General features: G+C 74.1%; 24 protein-coding genes. 8 read left to right on the forward strand and 16 right to left on the reverse strand.

The features are described from left to right. Positions 1 to 114: 114 nt before the first annotated feature. Both IE99_RS32470 and IE99_RS32060 read right to left on the reverse strand, forming a co-directional pair. A complete protein-coding gene (locus IE99_RS32470; protein WP_169744464.1) occupies positions 115 to 282 on the reverse strand; it encodes a hypothetical protein in 168 nt (55 codons plus the stop codon). After that, positions 279 to 443, reverse strand: coding sequence for a hypothetical protein (locus IE99_RS32060; protein WP_245623303.1), 165 nt, complete (start codon positions 441 to 443; stop codon positions 279 to 281). Before IE99_RS32060 ends, IE99_RS32470 begins: the two co-directional genes overlap by 4 nt. Positions 444 to 585: 142 nt before the next feature. Here IE99_RS32060 and IE99_RS0121745 point away from each other — a divergent pair, with 142 nt between their 5' ends. Together IE99_RS0121745 and IE99_RS0121750 are read left to right on the forward strand one after the other, a co-directional pair. Beyond that, positions 586 to 1,839 (forward strand): sensor histidine kinase, encoded by a 1,254-nt coding sequence (locus IE99_RS0121745; RefSeq protein ID WP_030173862.1) that lies wholly within the window; start codon positions 586 to 588, stop codon positions 1,837 to 1,839. A gap of 26 nt (positions 1,840 to 1,865) precedes the next feature. Next, positions 1,866 to 2,540, forward strand: coding sequence for a response regulator (locus tag IE99_RS0121750; RefSeq protein WP_030173865.1), 675 nt, complete (start codon positions 1,866 to 1,868; stop codon positions 2,538 to 2,540). 28 nt (positions 2,541 to 2,568) lie between these two features. Here the strand turns inward: IE99_RS0121750 and IE99_RS0121755 are convergent, their stop codons facing one another. Together IE99_RS0121755 and IE99_RS0121760 are read right to left on the reverse strand one after the other, a co-directional pair. Further along, a complete protein-coding gene (locus tag IE99_RS0121755) occupies positions 2,569 to 3,525 on the reverse strand; it encodes a quinone oxidoreductase family protein (protein WP_030173869.1) in 957 nt (318 codons plus the stop codon). Positions 3,526 to 3,545: 20 nt separating this feature from the next. Beyond that, positions 3,546 to 4,292 carry an SDR family oxidoreductase gene (locus IE99_RS0121760; protein WP_030173872.1) on the reverse strand — a complete coding sequence of 249 codons (747 nt, stop codon included), beginning with the start codon at positions 4,290 to 4,292 and terminating at the stop codon, positions 3,546 to 3,548. A gap of 46 nt (positions 4,293 to 4,338) precedes the next feature. On the opposite strand from IE99_RS0121760, the gene IE99_RS0121765 reads away from it, so the two are divergent. Together IE99_RS0121765 and IE99_RS0121770 are read left to right on the forward strand one after the other, a co-directional pair. After that, positions 4,339 to 5,562 (forward strand): acyl-CoA dehydrogenase family protein, encoded by a 1,224-nt coding sequence (locus IE99_RS0121765; RefSeq protein ID WP_030173875.1) that lies wholly within the window; start codon positions 4,339 to 4,341, stop codon positions 5,560 to 5,562. Further along, positions 5,559 to 6,224, forward strand: a complete 666-nt coding sequence (locus IE99_RS0121770; RefSeq protein WP_030173886.1) for a TetR/AcrR family transcriptional regulator — start codon at positions 5,559 to 5,561, stop codon at positions 6,222 to 6,224. The genes IE99_RS0121765 and IE99_RS0121770 overlap by 4 nt, the downstream gene beginning before the upstream one ends. Here IE99_RS0121770 and IE99_RS0121775 read toward each other — a convergent pair. Continuing rightward, positions 6,221 to 7,234: an ROK family transcriptional regulator gene (locus IE99_RS0121775; protein ID WP_211258879.1), complete on the reverse strand. Its 1,014-nt coding sequence runs from the start codon at positions 7,232 to 7,234 to the stop codon at positions 6,221 to 6,223. The two genes, IE99_RS0121770 and IE99_RS0121775, sit on opposite strands and share 4 nt — an antisense overlap. A gap of 74 nt (positions 7,235 to 7,308) precedes the next feature. On the opposite strand from IE99_RS0121775, the gene IE99_RS0121780 reads away from it, so the two are divergent. Further along, positions 7,309 to 8,493 (forward strand): MFS transporter, encoded by a 1,185-nt coding sequence (locus IE99_RS0121780; RefSeq protein ID WP_030173890.1) that lies wholly within the window; start codon positions 7,309 to 7,311, stop codon positions 8,491 to 8,493. Positions 8,494 to 8,756: 263 nt separating this feature from the next. Here the strand turns inward: IE99_RS0121780 and IE99_RS0121785 are convergent, their stop codons facing one another. From IE99_RS0121785 to IE99_RS0121820, 8 genes are all read right to left on the reverse strand, one after another. Then, on the reverse strand, positions 8,757 to 8,960 hold the full coding sequence (locus IE99_RS0121785) for a cold-shock protein (RefSeq protein ID WP_030173892.1): 204 nt from the start codon (positions 8,958 to 8,960) through the stop codon (positions 8,757 to 8,759). A 277-nt stretch (positions 8,961 to 9,237) separates the two neighbouring features. Continuing rightward, positions 9,238 to 10,488 (reverse strand): kynureninase, encoded by a 1,251-nt coding sequence (kynU, locus tag IE99_RS0121790; RefSeq protein WP_030173894.1) that lies wholly within the window; start codon positions 10,486 to 10,488, stop codon positions 9,238 to 9,240. After that, positions 10,485 to 11,555: an amidohydrolase family protein gene (locus tag IE99_RS0121795; RefSeq protein WP_245623304.1), complete on the reverse strand. Its 1,071-nt coding sequence runs from the start codon at positions 11,553 to 11,555 to the stop codon at positions 10,485 to 10,487. Before IE99_RS0121795 ends, kynU begins: the two co-directional genes overlap by 4 nt. Continuing rightward, the gene (locus IE99_RS0121800; RefSeq protein ID WP_030173900.1) at positions 11,513 to 12,085 is read right to left on the reverse strand and encodes a 3-hydroxyanthranilate 3,4-dioxygenase; all 573 of its coding nucleotides are present in this window, start codon (positions 12,083 to 12,085) and stop codon (positions 11,513 to 11,515) included. The genes IE99_RS0121795 and IE99_RS0121800 overlap by 43 nt, the downstream gene beginning before the upstream one ends. Positions 12,086 to 12,096: 11 nt before the next feature. Further along, entirely contained in the window at positions 12,097 to 12,531 is a 435-nt protein-coding gene (locus tag IE99_RS0121805; protein ID WP_030173903.1) for a RidA family protein, read from the reverse strand. Further along, entirely contained in the window at positions 12,528 to 13,271 is a 744-nt protein-coding gene (locus IE99_RS0121810) for a 2-keto-4-pentenoate hydratase (RefSeq protein ID WP_030173906.1), read from the reverse strand. Before IE99_RS0121810 ends, IE99_RS0121805 begins: the two co-directional genes overlap by 4 nt. Next, the gene (locus IE99_RS0121815; protein ID WP_030173909.1) at positions 13,268 to 14,053 is read right to left on the reverse strand and encodes a 2-keto-4-pentenoate hydratase; all 786 of its coding nucleotides are present in this window, start codon (positions 14,051 to 14,053) and stop codon (positions 13,268 to 13,270) included. Before IE99_RS0121815 ends, IE99_RS0121810 begins: the two co-directional genes overlap by 4 nt. A 10-nt stretch (positions 14,054 to 14,063) precedes the next feature. Continuing rightward, a complete protein-coding gene (locus IE99_RS0121820; protein WP_030173912.1) occupies positions 14,064 to 15,500 on the reverse strand; it encodes a 2-hydroxymuconic semialdehyde dehydrogenase in 1,437 nt (478 codons plus the stop codon). Between the two features lie 120 nt (positions 15,501 to 15,620). On the opposite strand from IE99_RS0121820, the gene IE99_RS0121825 reads away from it, so the two are divergent. Continuing rightward, the gene (locus IE99_RS0121825; RefSeq protein WP_030173915.1) at positions 15,621 to 16,547 is read left to right on the forward strand and encodes a LysR substrate-binding domain-containing protein; all 927 of its coding nucleotides are present in this window, start codon (positions 15,621 to 15,623) and stop codon (positions 16,545 to 16,547) included. Here IE99_RS0121825 and IE99_RS0121830 read toward each other — a convergent pair. Then, the gene (locus IE99_RS0121830; RefSeq protein WP_030173917.1) at positions 16,537 to 17,400 is read right to left on the reverse strand and encodes an alpha/beta hydrolase; all 864 of its coding nucleotides are present in this window, start codon (positions 17,398 to 17,400) and stop codon (positions 16,537 to 16,539) included. The two genes, IE99_RS0121825 and IE99_RS0121830, sit on opposite strands and share 11 nt — an antisense overlap. 116 nt (positions 17,401 to 17,516) lie before the next feature. Further along, on the reverse strand, positions 17,517 to 18,470 hold the full coding sequence (locus tag IE99_RS0121835) for an EamA family transporter (protein WP_030173919.1): 954 nt from the start codon (positions 18,468 to 18,470) through the stop codon (positions 17,517 to 17,519). Between the two features lie 43 nt (positions 18,471 to 18,513). On the opposite strand from IE99_RS0121835, the gene IE99_RS0121840 reads away from it, so the two are divergent. Beyond that, a complete protein-coding gene (locus IE99_RS0121840) occupies positions 18,514 to 19,086 on the forward strand; it encodes a CGNR zinc finger domain-containing protein (protein ID WP_030173922.1) in 573 nt (190 codons plus the stop codon). Between the two features lie 73 nt (positions 19,087 to 19,159). Here the strand turns inward: IE99_RS0121840 and IE99_RS0121845 are convergent, their stop codons facing one another. After that, a complete protein-coding gene (locus IE99_RS0121845; protein WP_051712978.1) occupies positions 19,160 to 21,514 on the reverse strand; it encodes a penicillin acylase family protein in 2,355 nt (784 codons plus the stop codon). A gap of 200 nt (positions 21,515 to 21,714) precedes the next feature. Between IE99_RS0121845 and IE99_RS0121850 the strand changes: the two genes are divergently transcribed. Continuing rightward, complete coding sequence (locus IE99_RS0121850) at positions 21,715 to 22,545, forward strand: DUF4253 domain-containing protein (protein ID WP_030173926.1); 831 nt, start codon at positions 21,715 to 21,717, stop codon at positions 22,543 to 22,545. Positions 22,546 to 22,637 lie beyond the last annotated feature (92 nt).

Below are 22,637 nucleotides of genomic sequence, written 5' to 3' on the forward strand. Positions count from 1 at the left end.
TGTCAGGGCATGCGGCCTGCGCGCCGGGAACGACCCGGCGTCGTCGTCCCGTGGGACGGTCGATGCGCGGCCTGCATGCCCCCACTGTAACGGACGGGGCGTCCGGCCGCTCGCTCAGGCGCGGGCCCGGCCCGCGCCGAGCCGGTCCATGTCCTCCAGCTCGCGTCCCCTGGTCTCCGGGACGGCCCGGACGACGAACAGGAACGCGAGCACCGAGTCCTCGTCACCGCCCATCACTCGCGACAGGACCTGCCGCGCCCGCGCGGTCTCGTGCTTCTTCACGTCGAGCGCGTCGACGGCCCGTTGATGACCGAGGAGTCGTAGCCGAACAGGAACCCGCCGAGGGCGGCGCAGCCCGCGAGCGGCACCGCCGTCGCCGTCGGATGCGGCGGCCGCTCCCGCTTCCCGTCCGCCGTCGCGTGTCCACCGCCCGCTGCCGTCATGCGGGCGGATCTTCCCGGCGAAGAAGCCCTTATGCGGCTTTGCGTCTCGGACGCTTACCGGGCCTGATACCGGAGGGCCGCCCGCGATCTCCCTCCCCCGGGTCACGTGCGTACGGGCGGCGGCGCCCTAGGCTCGGCGGCGATGAACGATTCACACCGCGCCGGGGAGGCGGGCCGCACCCGGCTGGCCCGCGGCGTCCGCGCCGCGATCGTGCCGGAGCGCGTCGGCTCGGGCGTCGTGCTGCTTCCCGGACGGCTCGGGCTGCGGATACCGCTGCTGATCCTGCTGCTCGCGCTGACCGCCGGCTTCACCGGCGGCGCCATCGCGCAACCGATCGCGCACTACGGCCTCGACCCGGGCATCGCGTGGCCGCTCGGGCTCCTGCAGGGCGCCCCGCTGATCTTCGCGGTGCGGTGGCCGCTGGCCGCGTGGCGGGTCGCCGTGGCCGGGATGCTGCTCACCGTCCTCGCCCGGCACGGCGAGGGGTTCATGCCGTGGGCGGTCACCGCGCTCCTCGCCCTGCTGGTGATCCTGTTCTTCACCGGGGTCGGCTGCGACCGCGAGACGAACGTCGGGATCGGCGCGGTCACGGTCACCGGCGTCCTCGTGCCGGCGGTCGCGTTCGGCATGGCGGGCTGGTTCGCGATGATCCTCACCGGCCTCGCCGGGCTCGCGCTCGCGTTCGGCGACGCGGTCGGCGGACGGAACTCCGCCGAGGAGGAGCTGCGGCGGCGGGAGGAGCAGCACCGCCGCGACCTCGCCCGGCAGGCCGTCCTGGAGGAGCGCGCCCGGATCGCCCGCGAGCTGCACGACGTCGTCGCGCACCACATGTCGGTGATCGCGATGCAGGCGGAGGCCGCCCCCTTCAAGATCCCCGACCTGCCGGACGAGGCGCGCCGCACGTTCGGCATCGTCCGGGACGCGGCCCGCGAGGCCCTCACCGAGACCCGCCGCGTCGTCGGGCTGCTGCGCTCCGACGACGAGGGCGCCGACCGCGCCCCCCAGCCCGGCCTCGACCGGCTGGACGCGCTCGCCGGCGCCGCGCGCGGCAACGGACTGGACGTCGACGTCAGCGTGGTCGGGATGCCCCGGCAGCTGCACGCCGGGGTCGACCTGTCGGCGTTCCGGATCGTCCAGGAGTCGCTGAGCAACGCCGCCCGCTACGCGCCCGGCGCGCACGTCGCCGTCGAGATCCGCTACAGGACGGACGGGCTGCGGGTGTCGGTCGCCGACGACGGCCCCCGCACGCCCCCGGAGGAGACCCCGGGCGGCGGCCACGGCCTGGTCGGCATGCACGAGCGCGCCACGATGCTCGGCGGCTCCCTGACGGCCGGCCCCCGGGACGGCGCGGGCTGGTCCGTCGTCGCCGACCTCCCCTACGGGGACCCCGCCTGACCCGCCACCCGTCTAGGGTGCTGTTCGTGACGATTCGGGTGCTGATCGCCGACGACCAGGTCATGATCCGCGACGGGCTCGCGGCGCTGCTGTCCTCCGACCCCGGGATCGAGGTGATCGGGCAGGCGGGCAACGGCCGCGAGGCGGTGGACATGGCCCGCGCCCTCGACCCCGACGTCGTCGTGATGGACATCCGGATGCCGGAGATGGACGGGCTCGCCGCGACCGCCGAGCTGGCCGGGCCGCCGCCCGCCCACGGCGAACCCGCCGACGCGCGGCCCAAGGTGCTGATCCTGACGACGTTCGACCTGGACGAGTACGTGTACGCCGCGCTCGGCGCCGGGGCGAGCGGCTTCCTGCTGAAGGACGCCCCGGCCGCCGACCTCGTCAACGGGGTGCGGGTGGTGGCGGCCGGCGACGCGCTGCTCGCCCCGTCCATCACCCGGCGGCTGATCGGCGACTTCGCGCGCCGCCGCCGGCACCAGCGCCCCAGCCCGCACGCGACCGCCGCGCTGACCCCGCGCGAGCTGGACGTCCTGCGGCTGATCGCGCGCGGCCTGTCGAACGCGGAGATCGCCGCCGAGCTGGTGCTGGCCGAGCAGACCGTGAAGACGCACGTCGGGCACGTGCTGACGAAACTCGCCCTGCGCGACCGCACCCAGGCGGTGGTCTTCGCCTACGAGAACGGCCTCGTCGGCTGAGCGCGGCGCCCAGCCGACGCGCCGATGCTCAGCGGGACGGGTCGAGGACCAGCTTGCCGGTGGTGCGGCGGGCGCGCAGGTCCTCGTGGGCGCGGCGGACCTCGGTGAGGCCGTACTCGCCGCCGGCGACGACGCGGAGGCGGCCGTCGGCGGCGAGCGCGAACAGCTCGTCGAGGGCGGTGCGCATGACGTCGCCGGGGAGGCGGAAGATGTGCGCGAGCCACATCCCGGAGATGGTCGTCGAGTGCGACATCAGGGTGGCGGGGCGGACCGGCGACGGCTCCCGGCGGGACGCCATGCCGTAGAAGGCGAGGCGGCCGAAGGGCGCGAGGGCGCGCAGGCTCTCGTCGGTGACGGTGCCGCCGGTCATCTCCAGGACGGTGTCGACCCGCTTCCCGCCGTTCGCCTCGATGAGGGCGTCCTTCATGTTCGGCTCGTTGGCGTCGATGGCGACGTCCGCGCCGAGTTCGAGGGCGAGGTCGCGCTTCTCCTTGGACGAGGCGGTCGCGATGACGCGCCCGGCCCCCCATGCCTTGGCGAGCTGGACGGCGAGGGTCCCGACGCCGCCGGCGGCGGCGTGCACGACGACGGACTCGCCGGGGGCGAGGTGGACGTTGCGGCGCAGCAGCACCCACGCCGACGCGCCCTGGACGATCATGCCGAGGGCGGTGACGTCGTCGATGCCGTCCGGCACGTCCCAGGCGAGGGCCTCGGGGGCGAGGGCCTTCTCGGCGTAGCCGCCGGTGCCGACGAGGGCCAGCACCCGGCGGCCGTCGGCGGTGGTGCCGACGACCTCGCCGCCGGGGACCATCGGCAGCGTGGACTCGGCCAGGTAGCTGTTCTCCGCCTGGTGGGTGTCGGCGTAGTTGATGCCGGCCCGGGACACGTCGACGAGCAGGTGCCCGGGGCGGGGCTCGGGGTCGGGCAGCTCGGTGACGGTGAGGACTTCGGGGCCGCCGAACTCGGTGATCTGGATGGCGCGCATGGATCTCTCCTGTGGTTCGGTCAGCGGGGGCCCGGGACGCCCCGGAAGCGGAACGGCTCGGACGTCCGGCCCGGCACGACGTACCAGGCCTCACCGGCTCCGTCCCCGTTCAGGATGTCCATGAACGCGTCCACGACGGCGGTGACCTCGAGGATCGGGAAGCCGGTCCGCTCCAGGTGGTCCTTGAGCGGGGTGAGGATGTCGGTGTCGGCGAACGAGGGGCACAGCGCGTTGACGCGGATGCCCTCCGGCGCGCAGGTCGGGCCGAGCGCGCGGACGAGGCCGACGACGGCCGCCTTGTTCGCCCCGTAGACGGGGTCGAACGGTGTGGCGGTGAGACCCGCCATGCTGGCCGTCGCGATGATGTCGCCGCCGCCCCGGGCGCGCAGCGCGGGCAGGGCGGCGTGCGCGCCGAAGACGACGCCGTCCAGGTTGACGCCCATGGCGCGGCGGTAGGCGGCGAGGTCGAAGTCGTCGCCGATGCCTCCGCCGCCCGCGATGCCCGCGTTGAGGAACGCGATGTCGAGGCCGCCGAACCGCTCGACGGCCAGCGCGACCGCGGCCTCGCTGTCGGCGGGCTCACGGACGTCGCAGCGCGCGAACGCGCCGTCGAGCTCCTTGGCGAGCGCGGCGCCCGCCTCCTCGTCGATGTCGGCGAGGACGATCCGGACGCCCTCTCCCGCGAGCCGGCGCGCGACCGCGGCGCCGATGCCGTGCGAGCCGCCGGTGATCAGCGCGACCTTGCCGGTGCCCTCGAAGGCTCCCATCGGGTCTCCCTCCCAAGTAACTGACTCGTCAGTTACTATAGCGTCCATGGACTTCGCTTTGAGCGGGCGGGCCGCGGAGTACGCCGGCCGCCTCCAGGAATTCATGGACTCCCACGTCTACCCCGCCGAGCCCGTGTACGCGGCGCAGCGGGCCGAACTGCGGGCGGAGGGCAGGGAGCACCACGTCCCGCCGGTCGTCGAGGAGCTGAAGGCCGAGGCCCGCAAGCGCGGCCTGTGGAACCTGTTCCTGCCCGACAGCGAGGATCCCGCGCACGGCCTCACCGTCACCGACTACGCGACCCTCGCGGAGCTGACGGGCCGCTCGCCCCACCTCGCGCCGGAGGCCACCAACTGCGCCGCCCCCGACACCGGGAACATGGAGGTCCTGCACCTGTTCGGCACGCCCGAGCAGAAGGAGACCTGGCTCAGGCCGCTGCTGAACGGCGAGATCCGCAGCGCGTTCGCGATGACGGAGCCGGCCGTGGCGAGCTCCGACGCCACCAACATCGCCACCTCGATCGTCCGGGACGGCGACCACTACGTCATCAACGGCCGCAAGTGGTGGACGAGCGGCGCGGCCGACCCGCGCTGCAAGGTCATGATCCTCATGGGCAAGACCGACCCGGAGGGGCATCCCTACCTCCAGCAGTCGATGGTGCTGGTGCCGTTCGACACCCCCGGCGTCGAGGTGCTCCGGTCGCTGCCCGTCTTCGGCTACCAGGACCAGCACGGCCACTGCGAGATCACGTTCACGGACGTGCGCGTCCCGGTCGAGAACCTTGTCGGCGAGGAGGGCGGCGGCTTCGCGATCGCGCAGGCCCGGCTCGGGCCCGGCCGCATCCACCACTGCATGCGGGCGCTGGGCATGGCCGAGCGGGCGCTGGAACTGATGTGCGAGCGCGCGGTGTCCCGCGTGGCGTTCGGCGGGCCGCTGGCCAAGCAGGGCGTCGTCCGCCAGCAGATCGCCGAGTCGCGGATGGCGATCGAGCAGGCCCGGCTGCTCTGCCTCAAGACCGCCTGGCTGATCGACAAGCACGGCGTCCAGGCCGCGCGGTCGGAGGTGGCGGCGATCAAGGTGATCGCACCGCGGGTGGCGCTCGAGGTCGTGGACCGCGCCATCCAGGTGCACGGCGGCGCCGGGGTCAGCGAGGACACGCCGCTCGCCGCGATGTGGGCGGGCCTGCGCACCCTCCGCCTCGCCGACGGCCCGGACGAGGTGCACGTCCGGTCGGTGGCCCGCGCCGAACTGGGCAAGTACCTCGGCACATGACGAACAGCACGGGGGACGCCGGCACGGGCGTGCGGCGGCGGATGCCGCACGCCCGGCGCCGCGAGCAGCTGCTCCAGGTCGCGCTCGCCGAGTTCGGCCGGCGCGGCTACCACGAGACGCAGATGGAGCACGTGGCGGGGGCCGCCGCCGTGTCCAAGGCGCTGCTCTACCAGCACTTCGCGTCCAAGGAGCAGCTTTTCGTCGAGGTGACCGGCGAGGTCGTCGCGGAACTCACCGCGCGGCTGAACGCGGCCGTCCTCGCCGAGCAGGACTCGATGGAGGGCATCCGGGCCATGATCCGGGTGCTGTTCGACTACGCCACGGCCGAGCCGGACGCGTGGGCGCTGGTGATCCGGCACCTCGACAAGCCGGAGGTCGGCCCGGAGCTGCGGGAGATGCGCGACCGGCTCGGGGGGGCGTTCGCGGACCTGCTGCTGCGCCGCCGCCGCGCCGATCCGAAGCTGTCGGCGGAGGCCCTCGCCGCGAACGAGCGGCGGGCGCGGCTGCTCGTCCCGCTCATGTACGGGTCGATGCTCTCGATGGTGTCGTGGTGGCTGGAGCACCCCGGCACGCCGCGCGACCGCGCCGAGCAGATGGCGGTCGAGTTCATCTGGCTCGGCCTGGACCGCCTCCGCTCCGGCGAGCGCCTGCCGAGGCCCTAGCCGAAGAGGTCGTCGCGGGCCCGGTCGAGGGCGGTCAGGACGGCGCCGCGCAGCACCGCGCCGCCCGCGATCACGCTGGGCCGCACCTCGGTCGGCGCGGGCGACAGGACGGCGAGCCGTTCCGCGACGCGGGCGGCGAGCCGCTCGCCGCCGGCGCGGCCGAGGGCGCCGCCGAGCACGACGAGACCGGGGTCCAGGACGGCGACGAGCGCGACCGCGACCTCGGCGATCCGGTCCGCGGCCGCCTCATCGCCGAGGCCCGGGAGTTCCTCGACGATGTCGCAGATCTCGCGGTCACCGGCCCGCAGATACGCGACCTCACCGGCGCCGCCGGACGCGCCGCGCCGCAGCCGCCCGTCCAGGACGAGGGCGGCCCCGACACCGTCGTCCAGCCACAGCAGCGCGAACTCGTCGCGTCCCGCGGCGGCGCCGTCGCGGTGCTCGGCGATCGCGGCGAGGTTGACCTCGTTCTCCAGGACGACCGGCACGCCCAGCCGGTCGCGCAGCGCCTGCAGCAGGTCGGGCCGCCCGCCGGGGAGCAGCCCGCCCGCCGTCACGCCGGTGCGGGGATGGACCAGCCCGGGTGCCCCGACGACGACGGTGTGCAGGACCGTTCCGTCCGCCGCCTCCTGGACCGCGTCCGCGACGAGCGCCACGGGATCGGGCTCGGCGCCGAGCGGACGGCCCGCCGAGCCCGCCGCGCCGCCCGCGATGTCGGCCACGGACACCTGGACGCCGTCCCGGCGCAGATCGACCCCGGCGACGTGGGCGCGCCCGGTGACGATGCCGTAGAGCCGCGCGTTCGGGCCGCGCCGCCGCTCCCCGGACTCGCCGGTCGCCTCGATGAGGCCGTCCGCGCGGAGCCGTTCGATGAGGTCGGACACCGTCGGCCGGGACAGCCCGGTCAGGTCCCGCAGCCGGGGCGCGCTCAGCGGGCCGTGCTCCAGCAGCAGATCGAGCGCGAGCCGGTCGTTGATCGCGCGGGCCATCCTGGGGGTGGCGGTCTTCACGGCACCCATATTAGTCAGGGTCCCTGCCCATGGTCTCTTTTCATCAGGAAGCCTGCCTGTTAGTTTCCGGAAGCATGACCCCACGCGTCTCCATCGGGATCGTCTTCGCCGTCCACGGCGCCGTCGCCGGATCCCTCGCCACCCGGCTCCCCTGGCTCGAGGACCGCTTCGACCTCGGCCCCGCCCTGCTCGGGCTCGTCCTGCTCTGTCCCGCCGCGGGCGCCCTCCTCGGCATGCCGGTCGCCGCGCGGGTGGCCCACCGCCTCGGGGAGCGGACCGCCACCCGTGTCCTGCTCGCCGCGTGGTGCGCCGCCCTGGCACCGCCCGCGCTGGCGCCGGCGGCGGGCTGGCTGTTCCCGGCGATGCTGCTCTTCGGCGCCACGGCCGGCATGTGCGACGTGGTCATGAACGCCCACGGGGTGGCGGTGGAGCGGCACGCGCGCCGCCCGATCATCTCCGGCCTCCACGGGCTGTGGTGCGTGGGCGGCCTGCTCGCAGGCGGCCTCGGCAGCCTCGCCGCGCATGCCGGGATCGACGCCCGCCCGCACCTGAGCGCCGTCGCCGCGGTCCTGCTCGCCGTCGGCGCCGTCGCGGGCCGCGGGCTCCTCCCCGACCGCCCCGCGCCGGCGGGGTCGGCCCCACGCCGGTTCGCGCTGCCCGGACGCGCCGTCCTGGCCCTGGGAGCGGTCGGCTTCTGTGCGACCTTCGCGGAGGGGGCGAGCGGCAACTGGGCCGCGGTCTACCTCACCGAGGTGGCCGGGGCGGGTCCCGGGCTCGCCGCCGCCGCGTTCACGATCTTCGCGTCCTGCATGGCCGTCACCCGGCTGCTCGGCGACGCGCTGGTGCGGCGGCTGGGGCCGGTGGCGCTCGTCCGCTGGAGCGGTGTCCTCGCCGTCGGCGGCGGTGCGCTGGTCGTGACGGCGCGTGCGCCCGTCCCCGCCATCGCGGGGTTCGCGCTGCTCGGCGTAGGGGTGGCGGTGGCGGTGCCGCTGGTCTTCGCCGCGGCGGGCAACGCGGGCCCGAACGCGGGCGAGGGCGTCGCGGGCGTCGCGACGATCAACTATCTGTCGGTCCTGGCGGCCCCCGCCGTCACCGGCTGGGTGGCCGGCGCCCTCTCCTACCCGGCGGCCTTCGCGATGATCACCTGCATGGCGGCCGGAATGCCCCTGGCGGCGGGCGCCCTGCGGCCCCGTGAGGAGGCCGCGCACGCCCCCGCTCACCGGGGGGCGGCCGACGCTCCGGTCGGATCGGACCGCTGAGGCCCCGCCGCGCGCCGGGGGCGGCCATCGCCGCCAAACGCCGTCGCCCCGGTCGAGCGCAGAGCGTGACCGGGGCGTCGGTGAACATCGGAGAACCGAGCCCCCCGCGCACGGGGGTCTCGGCCACCGCGCGAACGGGCCACGCGCCGGTGAGGCGGAACCGGAGGCGAGCCTCACCGGCGGATCGCGAAGCGATGCCGCGTTCGCTCGGGAACGGTCGGGGACGCGGGCCGCGCGGCGAGCGTCCCCGGGCCGGGCCGCGGTTACAGGGGGTAGACGCCCTCGGCCTGCGGGCCCTTCTGGCCCTGCGTGATCTCGAAGCCGACGCGCTGGTTCTCCTCGAGGCTGCGGTAGCCGCTCGTGGTGATCGCCGAGTAGTGGACGAACACGTCCGGGCCGCCGCCGTCCGGGGCGATGAAGCCGAAGCCCTTTTCAGCGTTGAACCACTTCACGGTGCCTTCTGCCACGTTTCTCTCCTTGACTGGGTGGTGCTCACCGGCCGCCGGACGACGGCCGGGCTGCATGCGGACTCACTCACGTCCGCCGATCACCCGGAGAAAACGGAGAACGCCCGTCGTCCAGAACTTCTGCGGGCGCACGTAAAGCAAACGTTCGAGACTGCGTGGCAGACCGTGTCTGCCTGCAACGCCATCGAATCTACCCCATCGCCCACCGACACGCGCAACGACACGCGCGGGGAATGTCGGTACCGCCACTCGTGTTCGGCGGGGGTTCGGCTCGCGTTCACGTCGCTTCGGCGAGCGCCTCCGCGGCGCGGTGGCAGTCGTGGAAGGTGTTGTAGAGCGGGGTCGGCGCCAACCGGACGATGTCGGGCTCCCGGGCGTCCGCGATCACGCCGCGGGCGGCGAGGCGCTCGACGAGAGCGCCCGCGCCGGCCACCCGGAGGGACAGCTGGGCACCACGCGCGGACGGCTCGGCCGGGGTGATCACGCGGAGGCCGGGCAGTGGCGCGAGCCGGGCCTCGAGGTAGCCGGTGAGGCGGTCGCCGCGGGCGCGCAGGGCGTCCATCCCGGCCCGGTCGAAGATCTCCAGCGACGCCAGCACGGGGGCGAGCGCCATGATCGGCGGGTTGGACAGCTGCCAGGCGTCGGCGGACGCGGGCGGCGCGATCTCCGGGTCCATCCGGAACCGGACGGCCGGGTCGGTCCCCCACCAGCCCGCCAGCCTCGGAACGGACGAGTCCCGGACGTGCCGCTCGTGCACGAAGCAGCCCGCGACCGCCCCCGGTCCGCTGTTCAGGTACTTGTAGGTGCACCAGGCGGCGAAGTCCACGTCCCAGTCGTGGAGGCGGAGCGGGACGTTCCCGGCGGCGTGCGCGAGGTCCCAGCCGACGACGGCGCCGGCCGCCCGGCCCGCCTTGGTGATCTCCGGCATGTCCATGAGCTGCCCGGTCAAATAGTTGACGCCGCCGAGCAGCAGCAGCGCGACGGTGTCGCCCTCGCGCTCCAGGAAGTCCACGACGTCCCCGGTGCGCAGGTGCTCCTCGCCGGGGCGCGGCCTGAGCCGGACGACCGCCGCCGCCGGGTCGAGGCCGTGGTGGACGGCCTGGCTCGCGACGGCGTAGGAGTCGGAGGGGAACGCGGAGTCCTCGATGAGGATGCGGGTGCGGGTGCCGGACGGGCGGTAGAAGCTCGCCATCATCAGGTGCAGGTTCACCGTCAGGGAGTTCATCGCGACGACCTCGTGCGGGAGGGCGCCGACGAGGCGCGCGGCGGGCTCCCGGAGCAGCTCGTGGTAGCCGACCCAGGGACGGCGTGCCCGCGTGTGGCCCTCGACGGCGAGCCGGGCCCAGTCGTCCAGCTCCTCGCGGAGGTAGTCCGCGGCCGACCGGGGCTGGAGGCCGAGGGAGTTCCCGGCGAAGTACGCCGCCTCCGGGTGGGCCCCGCCGGGCGCGGGCGGGATGAGGAACTCGCCGCGCCGGGACGGAAGCGGGTCCGTCTCGTCCAGCCGCAGGGCCTGCTGCTCGTCGTTCACGCGATCCTCTCGGTGGCGGTGGTCTTGGGCCGTGCGCCGTCCAGGGCGAAGAACGCGGCGGCGTTCCCGCCGAGCATGAGGGCCTGTTCGGCGCCGTCCAGGCCCGGACAGGCCCGGATCGTCTCCCCGGGGTCCTTCTCCCCCAGTGGGAAGGGGAAATCCGTTCCGAGCATGACGCGCTCGGGCCCCATGACGTCGACGAGGAGCCGGAGGGCACGCGGGTCGAACACGGCGGAGTCCACGGAGAAGCGGTCGGTGTAGTGGGACGGGGGGTGCGGGGAGTCGGCGCGGACGAGGTCGCGGTTGCGCCAGGCGTTGTCGGCGCGTCCGAGGAGGAAGGCGAAGCTGCCGCCGCCGTGGCAGAAGCACAGCCGCAGCGACGCGGGCAGCCGCTCGAACGCGCCGGACAGGATCAGCCCGAGGATGCTCAGCTGCGTCTCGGCGGGCATCCCGCACAGCCACGGCAGCATGTGGCCGCGCATCCGGGTGGCGCCGAGCATGTCCCAGGGGTGCACCAGGACGGGCAGGCCGATCGCGGCGCAGTGCTCCAGGAACGCCAGGATGCCGGGGTCGTCGAGGTTCCGGTCGCCGACGTGGTTGCCGATGTGGACGCCCCGGTGCCCGGCCGCCGCCGCGCGGGCGGCCGTCCCGGCGGCGAGCGCCGGGTCCTGCAGCGGCACCTGGCAGAGCGGCAGCAGCCGGTCGGGGGCGGCGGCGCAGAGCGCGAGGATGCGCTCGTTCACCAGGTCGCACCAGTCGGCGGCGCGGGCGGCCTCGCAGCCGTAGCCGAACATCAGCGGCGTGGACGAGACGGCCTGGACGGCCACGCCCGCCGCGTCCATGGCGGCGATGCGCGGCGCGGGGTCCCAGAGCGGGGCGGAGACCGGGCGGTACTCCTCGTCGCCGCACATCATCATGCCGGTGCCGTCGGCGTTCCGGCGCAGCCACGGCCCCGCCGGGCCGAGGAGGCGGCCCTCGGCGCGGCTCAGCGGCGGGAAGACGTGCGTGTGGACGTCGACGATCATCACGTACGGGGGGCCGTCACGGGCGTCATCGCCTCGGGCCACACCCTGCCCGGGTGGACGGCTCCGCAGTGCGGGCAGGTCCGGTCGCCGTCGTAGAAGCCCTGGAAGACGGGCGGCAGGTCGTCCACGATCGACCGGACCTGGAGCTCGGCCCGGTGCACGAGGTGGTGGCATTCGGTGCAGTACCACTCGAACGCCTCGGTCGTGCCCTCCGGCCTGGGGATCTCCACGACGAGGCCGATCGAGCCGGGCTCGGGGCGCTGCGGCGAGTGCCGGACGTGCGCGGGCAGCAGGAACACGTCGCCCTCGTTGATCTGGACGTCGACGGGCGGCCGGCCCTCCTCCTCCATGACCCGCAGGACCATGTTGCCCTTGAGCTGGTAGAAGAACTCCTCGATGGGGTCGTCGTGGAAGTCGGTCCGCCGGTTGGGGCCGCCGACGACCATGACGATCAGCCCGGCGTCGTCGAACACCTGGACGTTGCCGACCGGCGGCTTGAGCAGGTCGCGGTGCTCGTCGATCCACTTCTCGAAGTTGAACGGCCGCCCGAAGGCGAGCTGCGGCAGGGGCATGGGGAGCCTCCTTACTGAGGGATGCCGGCCTGTCCGGGCAGATAGGCCACGCACGCGATCTCGATGAGCAGGTGCGGGTGCGGGAGCTGGTGGACGGCGACGGTCGTGCGGGCCGGGCCGGTCTCGTCGAAGAACTCGCCGTAGACCTCGTTGTAGCCGCCGAAGTCGTTCATGCTGACGAGGTAGGCCGTGACACCGACCAGGTCGTGGAGCCCGCCGCCCGCCGCTTCGAGCAGGTCGCGGATGTTCTCGATGACGGCGCGGGTCTGCGCGCGGATGTCGAGGTCGGTGACGCCCATCGCGTCGGCGGACGCGCCCGCGAACGTGCCGTCGGGGCGGCGGGAGCTCGTCCCGGACACGAACACCAGGTCGCCGGCCCGCTTGACGTGCGGGAACCGGCCGCGCGGCGCGGCCTTGCCCGCGACGGTGAGGGCGTCGCCGGTCATGTGGCGACCTCCACGGAGCCGAGCCCGGCGCCGGTGACGCGGACGTGCGCGTCCTTCGGCAGCGGGATCGCGGCCGTGGCCGCCCCGGCGAGGACGACCCAGCCCGGTTCGAGCGGGATCCCGGCGCGCAGCGCGAGCCGGGCGGCGGCCCGCAGCGCCCGCGCGGGGTCGCCGAGGATCGCGGCGGACGACCCGGTCTGCACCGGCCGCCCGTCGATCTCCATCAGCAGCCCGGTATTGGACAGGTCGCGTGGCTCGTGCCACGCGCCGTAGCCGAACCTCGCGGCGGACGCGTTGTCGGCGATGACGTCCGGGAGGGTGAACGCGAAGTCCCGGTAGCGGGAGTCGAGCACCTCGAACCCGACGGCGACGCCCGCGACGGCCGACTCGACCTCGGCGACCGACCGGACCTCCCTGCCGATGAGGTACACGATCTCCGGCTCGATCCGGGGATGGATGAGCCCGGACGTGTCGACGGACGGCCCGGCGGCCATCGCGTCGGTGAGCAGGCCCCAGATGACGTCGTCCACGCCCATCTGGATCATCTTCGCGCGGCTGGTGAAACCCATCTTCACCCCGGCGAGGTGCTCGCCGCGGCGGGTGCGCCGTTCGATGCCCGCGCGCTGCACGGCGTACGCCGTCGGCACGTCCAGTTCCCGCTCAGCGGTCAGCGGCGGGATCGCCCGCACGGCCCGCGCGGCGTCGTCGAGGCGCGCCGCGAGCCGCTGCACGTCCGTCATCGGCCCTCCTCCTTGCCGAACGCGACCCGCACGTCGCCGAGCCCGTCGACGCGCGCCTCGAACACGTCTCCGGGCGCGACCGGAACGACCGGCCCGAGCGCGCCGGTCAGTACGGTGTCGCCCGCGCGCAGCGGCCGGCCGACGCGGACGAGCGTGTCGGCGAGCCAGAGCGCCGCGTTCAGCGGGTGCCCGAGGCAGGCGGCGCCCGTCCCGGTGGACGTCTGCTCGCCGCGCCGCTCCAGCACCATGCCGCAGAGCCGCAGGTCGACGTCGTGGAGCCGCACCGGGCGGGAGCCGAGCGCGTACATGCCGGACGAGGCGTTGTCGGCGACCGTGTCGACGAGCGCGATGTCCCAGTCGCGGACGCGGCTGCCGACGACCTCGATCGCGGGCAGCGCGAACGCGGTCGCCCGGATCAGGTCGGCGACGGTGTGCCGCTCGTGGGTCAGGTCGCGCTCGAGGACGAGCGCGACCTCCGCCTCGACCCGCGCCTGCAGGACGGCGCCCGGCGGGATCTCCTCACCGTCCGGGACGGCCATGTCGGCGAACAGCATCCCGAAGTCGGGGCTGCCGACGCCGAGTTGCTCCTGTACGGCGCGGGACGTCAGGCCGATCTTGCGGCCGGCGAGGCGGCGGCCCTCGCCGAGCCACCGTTCCGTCATCCGGTCCTGGACGGCGTAGGCGTCGTCCACGGTCGAGATGAGATCGCGGACGGGTTCGCACGGAACGCCGCTCGCGTAGGCGCCGAGGATCCGCTCGGCCGCCGTGTCGATGTAGGTCACGGGTTCGCCCTCAAATCTGGATGCACACGTTGACGGGCTCGGAGAAGAAGTCCAGGGAGTACTCTCCCCCTTCGCGGCCGATCCCCGACGCCTTGACGCCGCCGAACGGGGTGCGGAGGTCGCGCAGGTTCCAGCAGTTCACCCAGACGATTCCCGTCTCGACGCGGGGGGCCACGCGGTGCGCGCGGGACAGGTCGCGGGTCCAGAGCGCGGACGCGAGACCGTAGGGGCTGTCGTTGGCGAGTCCGAGGGCCTCGTCTTCCGTGTCGAACGGGGCGACATGGCAGATGGGGCCGAAGACCTCCTCTTTCACGGTTCGCGCCGATTCGGGGAGGCCCGTGATGACGGTGGGCTCGACGTAGAAGCCGCCGTCACGCTCGTCGCCGAACTCGGGGACGCCTCCTCCCGCGACGAAGGCTGCCCCCTCCTCCTCGGCGAGCCGGTAGTAGGAGAGGACCTTGTCGCGGTGCTCAGCGGAGATCATCGGCCCGTACCCGGCGAGCCCTCCGGCCCGCTTGCCCAGTTCGCGGACGAAATCGTCGAAGACGGGCCGCTCCACGTAGACGCGCTCGGTGCAAAGGCAGATCTGCCCGGAGTGGGTGAACGAGGAGCGGACCGTCCCGTCGAGGGCCGCTTCGAGGTCGGCGTCCGCGAACACGATCGCGGGATTCTTGCCGCCCAGCTCGAACGAGACCGGCGTGACGTGGTCGGCGGCGTTCCGCATGATGGCGGCGCCGGTGGCGGACTCCCCGGTGAAGGCGATCGCGTCCACGCCGGGGTGGCCGGTGAGGAACGCGCCCGCCGCGTCCGCGCCGTGCCCGTGCACCAGGTTGAACGCGCCGGAGGGCAGCCCGGCCGCGTCGATCACGTGCGCGAGAAGCGTCGCCGTGGAGGGCGTCTCTTCGGACGGCTTCGCGACGACGGCGTTCCCGGCCGCCAGGGCGGGCGCGACCTTCCATGTGAGCAGGAGGAGCGGCAGGTTCCACGGCGAGATGATCGCGACGACGCCGAGCGGCCGCCGCACGGTGTAGTTGAGGGCCTCGCCGGCCCCGCCGCTCCATCCCGGGACGCTCGTCGTGTAGGCGCGCTCGGGCCGCCCGTAGAGCAGATCGGCGTACGCGCGGAAGTTGCCGATCGCGCGCGGGACGTCGACGGTGGCGGCGAGCTCGCGCGGCTTGCCGGTGTCGGCGACCTCCGCGTCGACGAACGCGTCGAACCGGGCCTCGATGCCGTCCGCGATGCGCCTCAGGGCGGTGGCCCGCCGCGCGGCGTCGGCCGCGCCCCAGGCTCCGCGCAGCGCGGATCGGGCGGCGGTCACGGCCTCGTCCACGATCTCGCGGGTCGCCTCCGGAACCACACCGCGCTCCGACCCGTCGCGGGGATCGATCAGCGCGAAGGACGGGCCGTCCGAGCGGAAGGCGCCGCCCACGTAGTGCTCAGCCTTCATCCGTCCTCCAGCGCCGGGTACCGGGCACTGCGATCGTCTTCCTCCCAAGGTATGCCTGGCAAATACCAAACCGCCCGTGAGGTATAACGGTTCGGGGATATCTACGGCGAAAGGTCGGCCATGCGGGAGATCGACCTGCTCAGCGGGCGGCTGAAGCTCCGCCATCTCGTCCTGGTCGTCGCGATCGCCGACCAGGGCAGCGTCCTGCGCGCCGCCGAGCGCCTCCGCCTGGCCCAGCCCGCCGTGACCCGCAGCCTGCGCGAGGTCGAACGCGTCCTCGGCGTCGAGCTGTTCACCCGCGGGCCGCGCGGCGTGACCCCCACGATGTACGGGGACGCGTTCCTGGAGCACGCACGGGCCGTCCTGGCGGAGCTGCGCCGCGCGGGCGACCGCATCGGCGGCCTGGCCGACGGCGAGGTCGGCACGGTCGCGATCGGCACGCTGCTCGCCGGCTCGAACGTCCTGCTGCCCCGCGCGATCGCCGCCCTGAAGCGCGAGCGCCCCGGCATCACGGTGATCGTCCGAGAGGCCACGTTCAACGCGCAGGTGCCGCGTCTCCTGGACGGCGAGATCGACCTCATCCTGGGCCGCCTGAACCCGATCGAGGACGTGCGGGGCCTGCGCCAGATCACCCTCTACGGCGAACCCGTCCGCCTGGTGGCCCGCACCGACCACCCCGCCCGGCAGAAGGGCGATCTCACCCTCGCCGACCTATGCGACCACCCGTGGGTGCTCCCCCTGGAGCAGACCGCGCTGCGCACCGAACTCGAACAGCTCTTCCGCGCGGAGGGCCTGACGCTCCCCGGGAACCTGGTGGAATGCACGTCGGTGCTGACCGTCCGGACCCTGGTCCGCGACACCGACATGATCGCCGCGCTGCCCGACCTGGTCGCCCGCACCGACCCCGGCATAGCCCCGCTGCCGGTGCCCCTGGAGACGGTCCGCCGCCAGGTGGGCGTGACCCTCCCCGCGCACCGCGCCCCCACCCCGTCGGCGCGCCTGATGCTCGACCATCTGCGCCGCGAGGCGGAACGCCTCACCGCCTGACGAGCCCCAGCAGCGCCCGGCACACCGCCGACTCGGGATCGGCGAGGTCGAGGACGACGTCGAAATGGTCGCGTCCAGGCACGACGAGCAGTTCCCCGTTGCCCCAGCGGGGCTGGAACGACCGCGACTGCTCCAGGAACCCGTCCCCGTCGTGCTCGGCGACCACGAACACCGCCGGGCACCGCCGGGCCGCAGGCAGCAGCGCGGGGCTGAGCCGCGCGGCCTCCTCCACGTCCAGCCCGACGACGTCGTTGACGTAGACCCGTGTGATCGGCCGCAGGTCGAACAGGCCGCTGACCGGGAGAGCGCCCTTCACCACGTCCTCCGGCAGGCCGAAGGACCCCTGCCAGCCGTCCACCATCGTCATCCCGGTGAGGTGCCCGCCCGCCGACGAGCCCCCGACGAAGATCCGCTCCGGGTCCAGCCCGTGCTCGCGCCCGTGCCGGTACACCCAGGCCACGCAGGCCCGGACCTGCCGGACGATCTCCCCGAGCGTCGCCTCCGGCGCGAGGGTGTAGTCGGGCACGATGGTCGCGACGCCCTGCTCCCACAGACTCCGGGCCATGAACGCCGACACATGGCGCGACAGCGCGATCCAGTAACCGCCGTGCAGATAGACGAACGCCGGGCGCAGGGCGCCCTCTCGCACACCCCAGACGTCCAGCCGCTCCCCGCCGACCTCGTCATAGACGAGGCCGGTGACCGCGGGCAGCCCCTGGACGGCCCGCCGCGACTCCTCTCCGTAGCGGGCGAGATGCCGGTCGAACAGCTCCGGCCCGGCCTTGCGCCGCACGTTGTAGGCGGCGTCCAGCTCCTCATCGGTCGGTTCCTCACCGGACCGCGCATCGACCACGACGACACCTCCGCTCGACCGCCCGCCAGGGCCGCTCCGGGGCGGCGGGCGGGACGGAACGAAGGATGCCACGATCCCGTCCCGGCCATCCCGTCGGCCGGAGCCTCTTGCCCGACTCATGACGTTCGGCCGGACCGGCGCGCGGAGCGCTGGACGTCCAGCAGCGCGATCAGCAGCACGAGCGCCCCGGCGAGCTGCACCGGGGTGAGTTCCTGGCCCAGCCACGCCCAGGCGAGGGCCGCGCCGAAGATCGGCTCCAGCGAGATGTTGACCGCTCCGATCGCGGCGCCCACCCGGGCGGCGCCCCACGAGAACAGCAGGAACGGCAGGAGCGTCCCGAACAGGCCGACCCCGGCCGCGGCCAGCAGGGCACCCGGCCGGTGGAACAGGTCCGGGACGCCGCGGGCGAGCTGCACGGCCAGCCAGAGCACTCCCGATATCGCGAAGGCCCAGGTGGTGGCGGCGAGCGCGCCGCGACCCCGGGCGGCGGCGCCGCCGAGGCCGGAGAACGCCGCCACCGCCGCGGCCGTCAGCAGGGCGAAGAGGACGCCCACCAGATCCAGGTCCGAGAGGGGTGCCGTCGGGAGTTCCACGACGAGGCCCACCCCCGCCAGGGCCGCGGCCAGGCCGATGACGACGCGCGCCGGCGGCACCCGGCGGGCCGCCATGGCGGTCCACGCGACCACGAGGGCGGGGGCGAGGTTCTGCAGCACCAGGGCCACCGCGACCGGCAGCCTGGCGATGGCCAGGAACAGGCCCGCGTTGGCCACCGCCACCGCGATCCCGAAGCCGATCGTCGGCCGCCACCCGGCGCGGACCGCGCCGGAGGCGACCCGCGGGCCCGCCTTACGCCAGGCCCGGCGCCGCCAGGGGAGGAGGAGGGCGAGGCCGGCTGCCGCGATCCAGGTGCGCACGGCGACGACCTCGAGCGGGTCGGCGCCGCCGGCGAACAGCCGGCCCGCGACGGTGCCCCCCAAGCCCCACAGGGCGGCCGCCGCCACCACTGCCGCGAGGCCGCCGTTCCCGGTGCCGACGCGGGGAGCGGTGTCCGGCGTCTCGGTGGCGGTCACGCGCCTCCTTCCCGGAGCGGGATGTAACCCCTAAACTGATTCAGTGGTTAGCTCTCGAGAGGGTACCCCGCAGAAGCGACAAGATGCCCCTCCTCCCCTGGAGCTCGTCCGCGCCTTCATCAACACGCGTGACCTGGAAATCGGGACCGACGCGCTGTCCGAGCCCGAGGGCGTGCGGCACTGGCTGGTGTCACAGGGGCTCGCCGAACCGCCGGTCGTGGTCGGCGAGGAGGATCGGGCCGAGGCGGTCCGGGTGCGCGAGGCGATGCGCTCGCTGGCGCGCCGCAACACCGGGCGTCCGATCGACCCGGACGACGCGCGGGTGCTCGACCGGCTCTCCCGCCGGGCCGGCCTCCGCGTCCGCTTCGACCCGGCGGGCGGCCAGGCCCTGGCGCCACGGCAGGGCGGTGACGTGCGCTCCGCCCTCGGCGTCCTGCTCGCGGCCGTCGCGACGGCGGCGATCGACGGGACGTGGCGGCGCCTCAAGGTGTGCTCCGCCGATGACTGCCTGTGGGCCTTCTACGACCACTCGCGCAACCGCTCGGGGGTCTGGTGCCAGATGGCCGAATGCGGCAACCGCGCCAAGGTCCGCGCGTACCGGGATCGCCGCGCCTGACGTCGGCCCGGCCGGTCTCCGCACGGGGCGAAGGCCCGCCGGACGGGGTGGAATCCGGCGGGCCGGGTCTCTCTCAGCCTCCGGTCAGGGTGATGGTCCGGAGCGCGGGGGCCGCCTTGATCTCGTTCTCGCAGAAGCGGGACGTCACCCAGCGCTTGCCGGAGAAGAGGCGGGTCTGGTCCGCGTAGTGGGGGGACGTGGGGTCGGCCGACTGGGAGTAGGTCAGGATCGTGCGGGCGTCGGGGCAGCCGTCATCGTCGAACGAGACCACCTGGACGTAGCTGGAGCCCGTGTTGACCTCGGTGTAGCCCTTGCCCGGTGTCCAGGGCATCTCCAGCTTGTTGAAGAGGCCGAGGGGCTCGGAACCGCCGCCCACCGGGATCCTCGCGCCGTTGCGGACGACGTACTGGTTCGCGCTCAGGGGCGCGTCCAGGGGGATGCCGTCGGCCTTCAGTTCGCCGACCGCGTCCCAGAGGGCCTTGCGGGCGGCGAGGCTGCCGGTGTTGAAGCCGCGCGGCGTGCCGACCGGGTCGGAGGCGGTGAAGCCCGTCTTCCACAGGTCCCAGGCGGCGGTGGCCTTGCGCCAGTAGCGGTCGAAGAGGAGGGCGCCGCGGCTGCCGGGATCCATCTTGCGGTCCCACGCGGCGAGGACGTCGCAGGGCCGCCCGAGGCGCATGTCGCGGCACATGGCGATGGTGCCGCCGGCCGCGAGCTCGGCCGCGTGGACGCGGTTGGCGAAGACGAGGTCCTGCATCTCCGCGCGGGTGAAGCGGCCCTCCCTCATCTCCTCCTGGACGGCCACGAGGCCGCTGCGGGTGCGGAGCGTGCGGGCGGCCTTCTCGTTGCCGATGATGCGGTCGTACCCCTCGAGGGGCTGCTTCGGGTTCGACAGCCAGTGGCTGTCGTTGGAGTTCGTGACGTAGTCGGAGCGGTGCAGGACCGGGTAGCGGTCCGGGGAGAGGATGCCGGGCTGGACGGTGCCCGCGGCCTTGCCGGGGGCGCACGCCGACCTGGTGCCGTCCAGGATCGGGACGCCCGCCTGGTTCAGGACGAGGCGGCCCAGGAGGGTGCTGCAGCGGTTCGCGAGGTCGTCGGTGACGTTGGGGAGCACCTGGACCTGCGCGTAGAGGGCCTTACCGCGCTTGTCCGTCGCGATGGTGTTGACCCAAGGGAGGCCCTGCGTCGCCTTCAGCGCCTTGACCGCCTCGTCGGTCGTGCGGGCCTTGCCCAGGGCCAGGGACGTGTTCAGGACCCGGAGGTTCGTCATGTTGGGGTCGGTGATGGAGTACGCGTTCTGCGTCGTCCAGGGGAGCGAGATGGTCGCCACCCCCGTCACGATCGGGCCGTAGCGGGTGCTCCACTGCGTGGTGGTGACGGGCTTCAGGGAGCCGTCCGCCTGGCGGGCCTGGACGGTGACCCGGCGCTGGGTCATCTTCTCCTTCTTGCCGTCCACCGTGTAGGACGTGGGGTCGCCCGGCACGAGCTTGACCTCGGTCAGAAGGAAGGTGCGTCCGGTCGCGACGGTGTGGCTCCACGCGAAGTCCGCGTTGTAACCGATGTTGACGGCCGGGGAGCCGAGGATGGCGCCGCCGCTCACGTTCAGCTTGCCGGGGATCGTCTGCTGCGACTGCCAGAACCGGCGGCCGCTGTGCCACGGGTAGTGCGGGTTGCCGAGGAGCAGGCCGCGTCCGGTGGCGGTGGCGCCGCCCGCGACGGCGACGGCGTTGCTGCCGAGGCCGGTCCGGTCCATCAGGTCGCGCATGCCGGTGGCGATCTCCCGCGGCGACCGCGCCCTGACCTGGGTCTCGGCGCCGGACGGCGGGGCGGCCGTGGCGATCTGCTGGGTGAGCAGGCCGGAGCCGCCGAGCATGGCGAGGGCGTGGCCCCGCCGCAGGACGTCCATGGGGGTGATCGGACGCAGCCAGGCGGCGCCCTTGCAAGCGGGGTCGGTGACCCCGCCCTCGCGCAGGTAGCGGTTGTAGCCGGCGGCCCAGCCCCGGCTCAGCTCGCGGACGTCGGCGGTCGGGCCGAAGGGGGCGGGCGCGGCGGCGAGGCGCTCGACGGTGCCGGCGGCCCGGATGCCGGCGAAGAACACGTCGCTGGCGAGGTTCGTGGTCGCCTCCGACAGCGACGGGTCGGCGGGCCGCGCGTCCGGGCCGAAGAACGACGAGCGCTCGCCGCGCAGGGTGACGAAGCCCTGCGCGAGCAGGCAGGCGTTGTCCTTGGCCTGCGCGTATCCGGTGCCGTAGCCGAGACCGGCGTAGTCCTTCGCCACGATGTGGGGGATGCCGTACTCGGTGTAACGGATGGCGGCCGACAGCCCCTGTCCCCTGACCTCGGTGCCCGCGGCGGACGAGGCGGTCAGGGGGGTCAGGGCGGCGGCGGCGAGCAGCAGCGTCCCCGCCGCTCGCGGACCGGTGCGCAACATGGGACTCCTTGTTTCCAGAAACCTCGAAAACATGGCACGCGGTACTGGACCGCGACAAGACCCGCAGGTAACGATTCAGGGCAGGCCGCCGGCCGGGATCGGAGCGAACCCCGCGCTCCGCCCCCGCGCGGCGGCGCACCCCGTTACCATCTCGGAGTGCCAAGATCCCGTTGGCATGATGTGTACCGGAACGGCGTGAGATGGATGACCTCGAGGTCCGGCGGCGGCTGCCGGGCGACCTGCCGCGGCTGTTCGGCGGCGACGCGGCCGAGCGGACGCTGTCGGTGCCGCTGCCCGACGGCGACGTGGTCTGGCCCGACCCCGGTTACCCGCAGCGGCAGACGCTGCTGCGGCCCGCGTTCTGGCTGAGCGACGACCCCGTCGACGGCGACCTGTGGGCGCGGCTGCGCGCCGAGCACCACCGCTCGGGGCTGTGGCCGCTGCTGCTGGACGAGTCGGACCAGCCGTGGGCGGCCGGCCAGATCGCGCCCGAGCCGGTCGAGGAGATCGGCAACTACCTGCCGCACGCGTTCATGTCGGAGGTGTGGGCCGACTGGGCGGAGCAGGCCGCCACGGCCGACCTCGACGACCTCGCCCCGTTCGGGCTGCACTGCCCGGGTCCGGCTCCCGCAGGCGGCCTCCTGGACGATCCCGACGCCCTCGCCGACCGGTACGCGCGGACGCTCGACCGGCGCGGCCTGTCCCTCGGCCTCGTCGCGGTGGAGCGCGGGGCGGACGCGCTCGCGGCCGTCGGCTGGCAGGGCGCACTCAACCACAACGAGTGGACGGCGCCGCTCGCGGCAGTCCTGCGCGGGTGGGAGGACCGCTTCGGCGCCCGCGTCGTCGCCCTCGGCTTCAACACCCTGGAGCTGAGCGTCGCGGCGCCGCCGGTGACGACGCGGCACGCCGTCCACGTGGCGGCGGAGCACTGGGCGTTCTGCCCCGACATCCTGTTCCAGGGGCCGGGGACCCTCGCCGGCTACGCCGAGGACATCCGCGGCAAGACGTCCTGGTCCTTCTGGTGGGACTGAGCGTGTGGGACGCGTTCGGCGCCCGCGAGCACCGCGAGGGCAAGGACCTCCTCGAGTGACGCTACCGGTCCGGTAGCGTTTCGCCCTTGCCG

The organism is Spirillospora albida, assembly GCF_000718255.1.
GTDB lineage: Bacteria > Actinomycetota > Actinomycetes > Streptosporangiales > Streptosporangiaceae > Spirillospora > Spirillospora albida.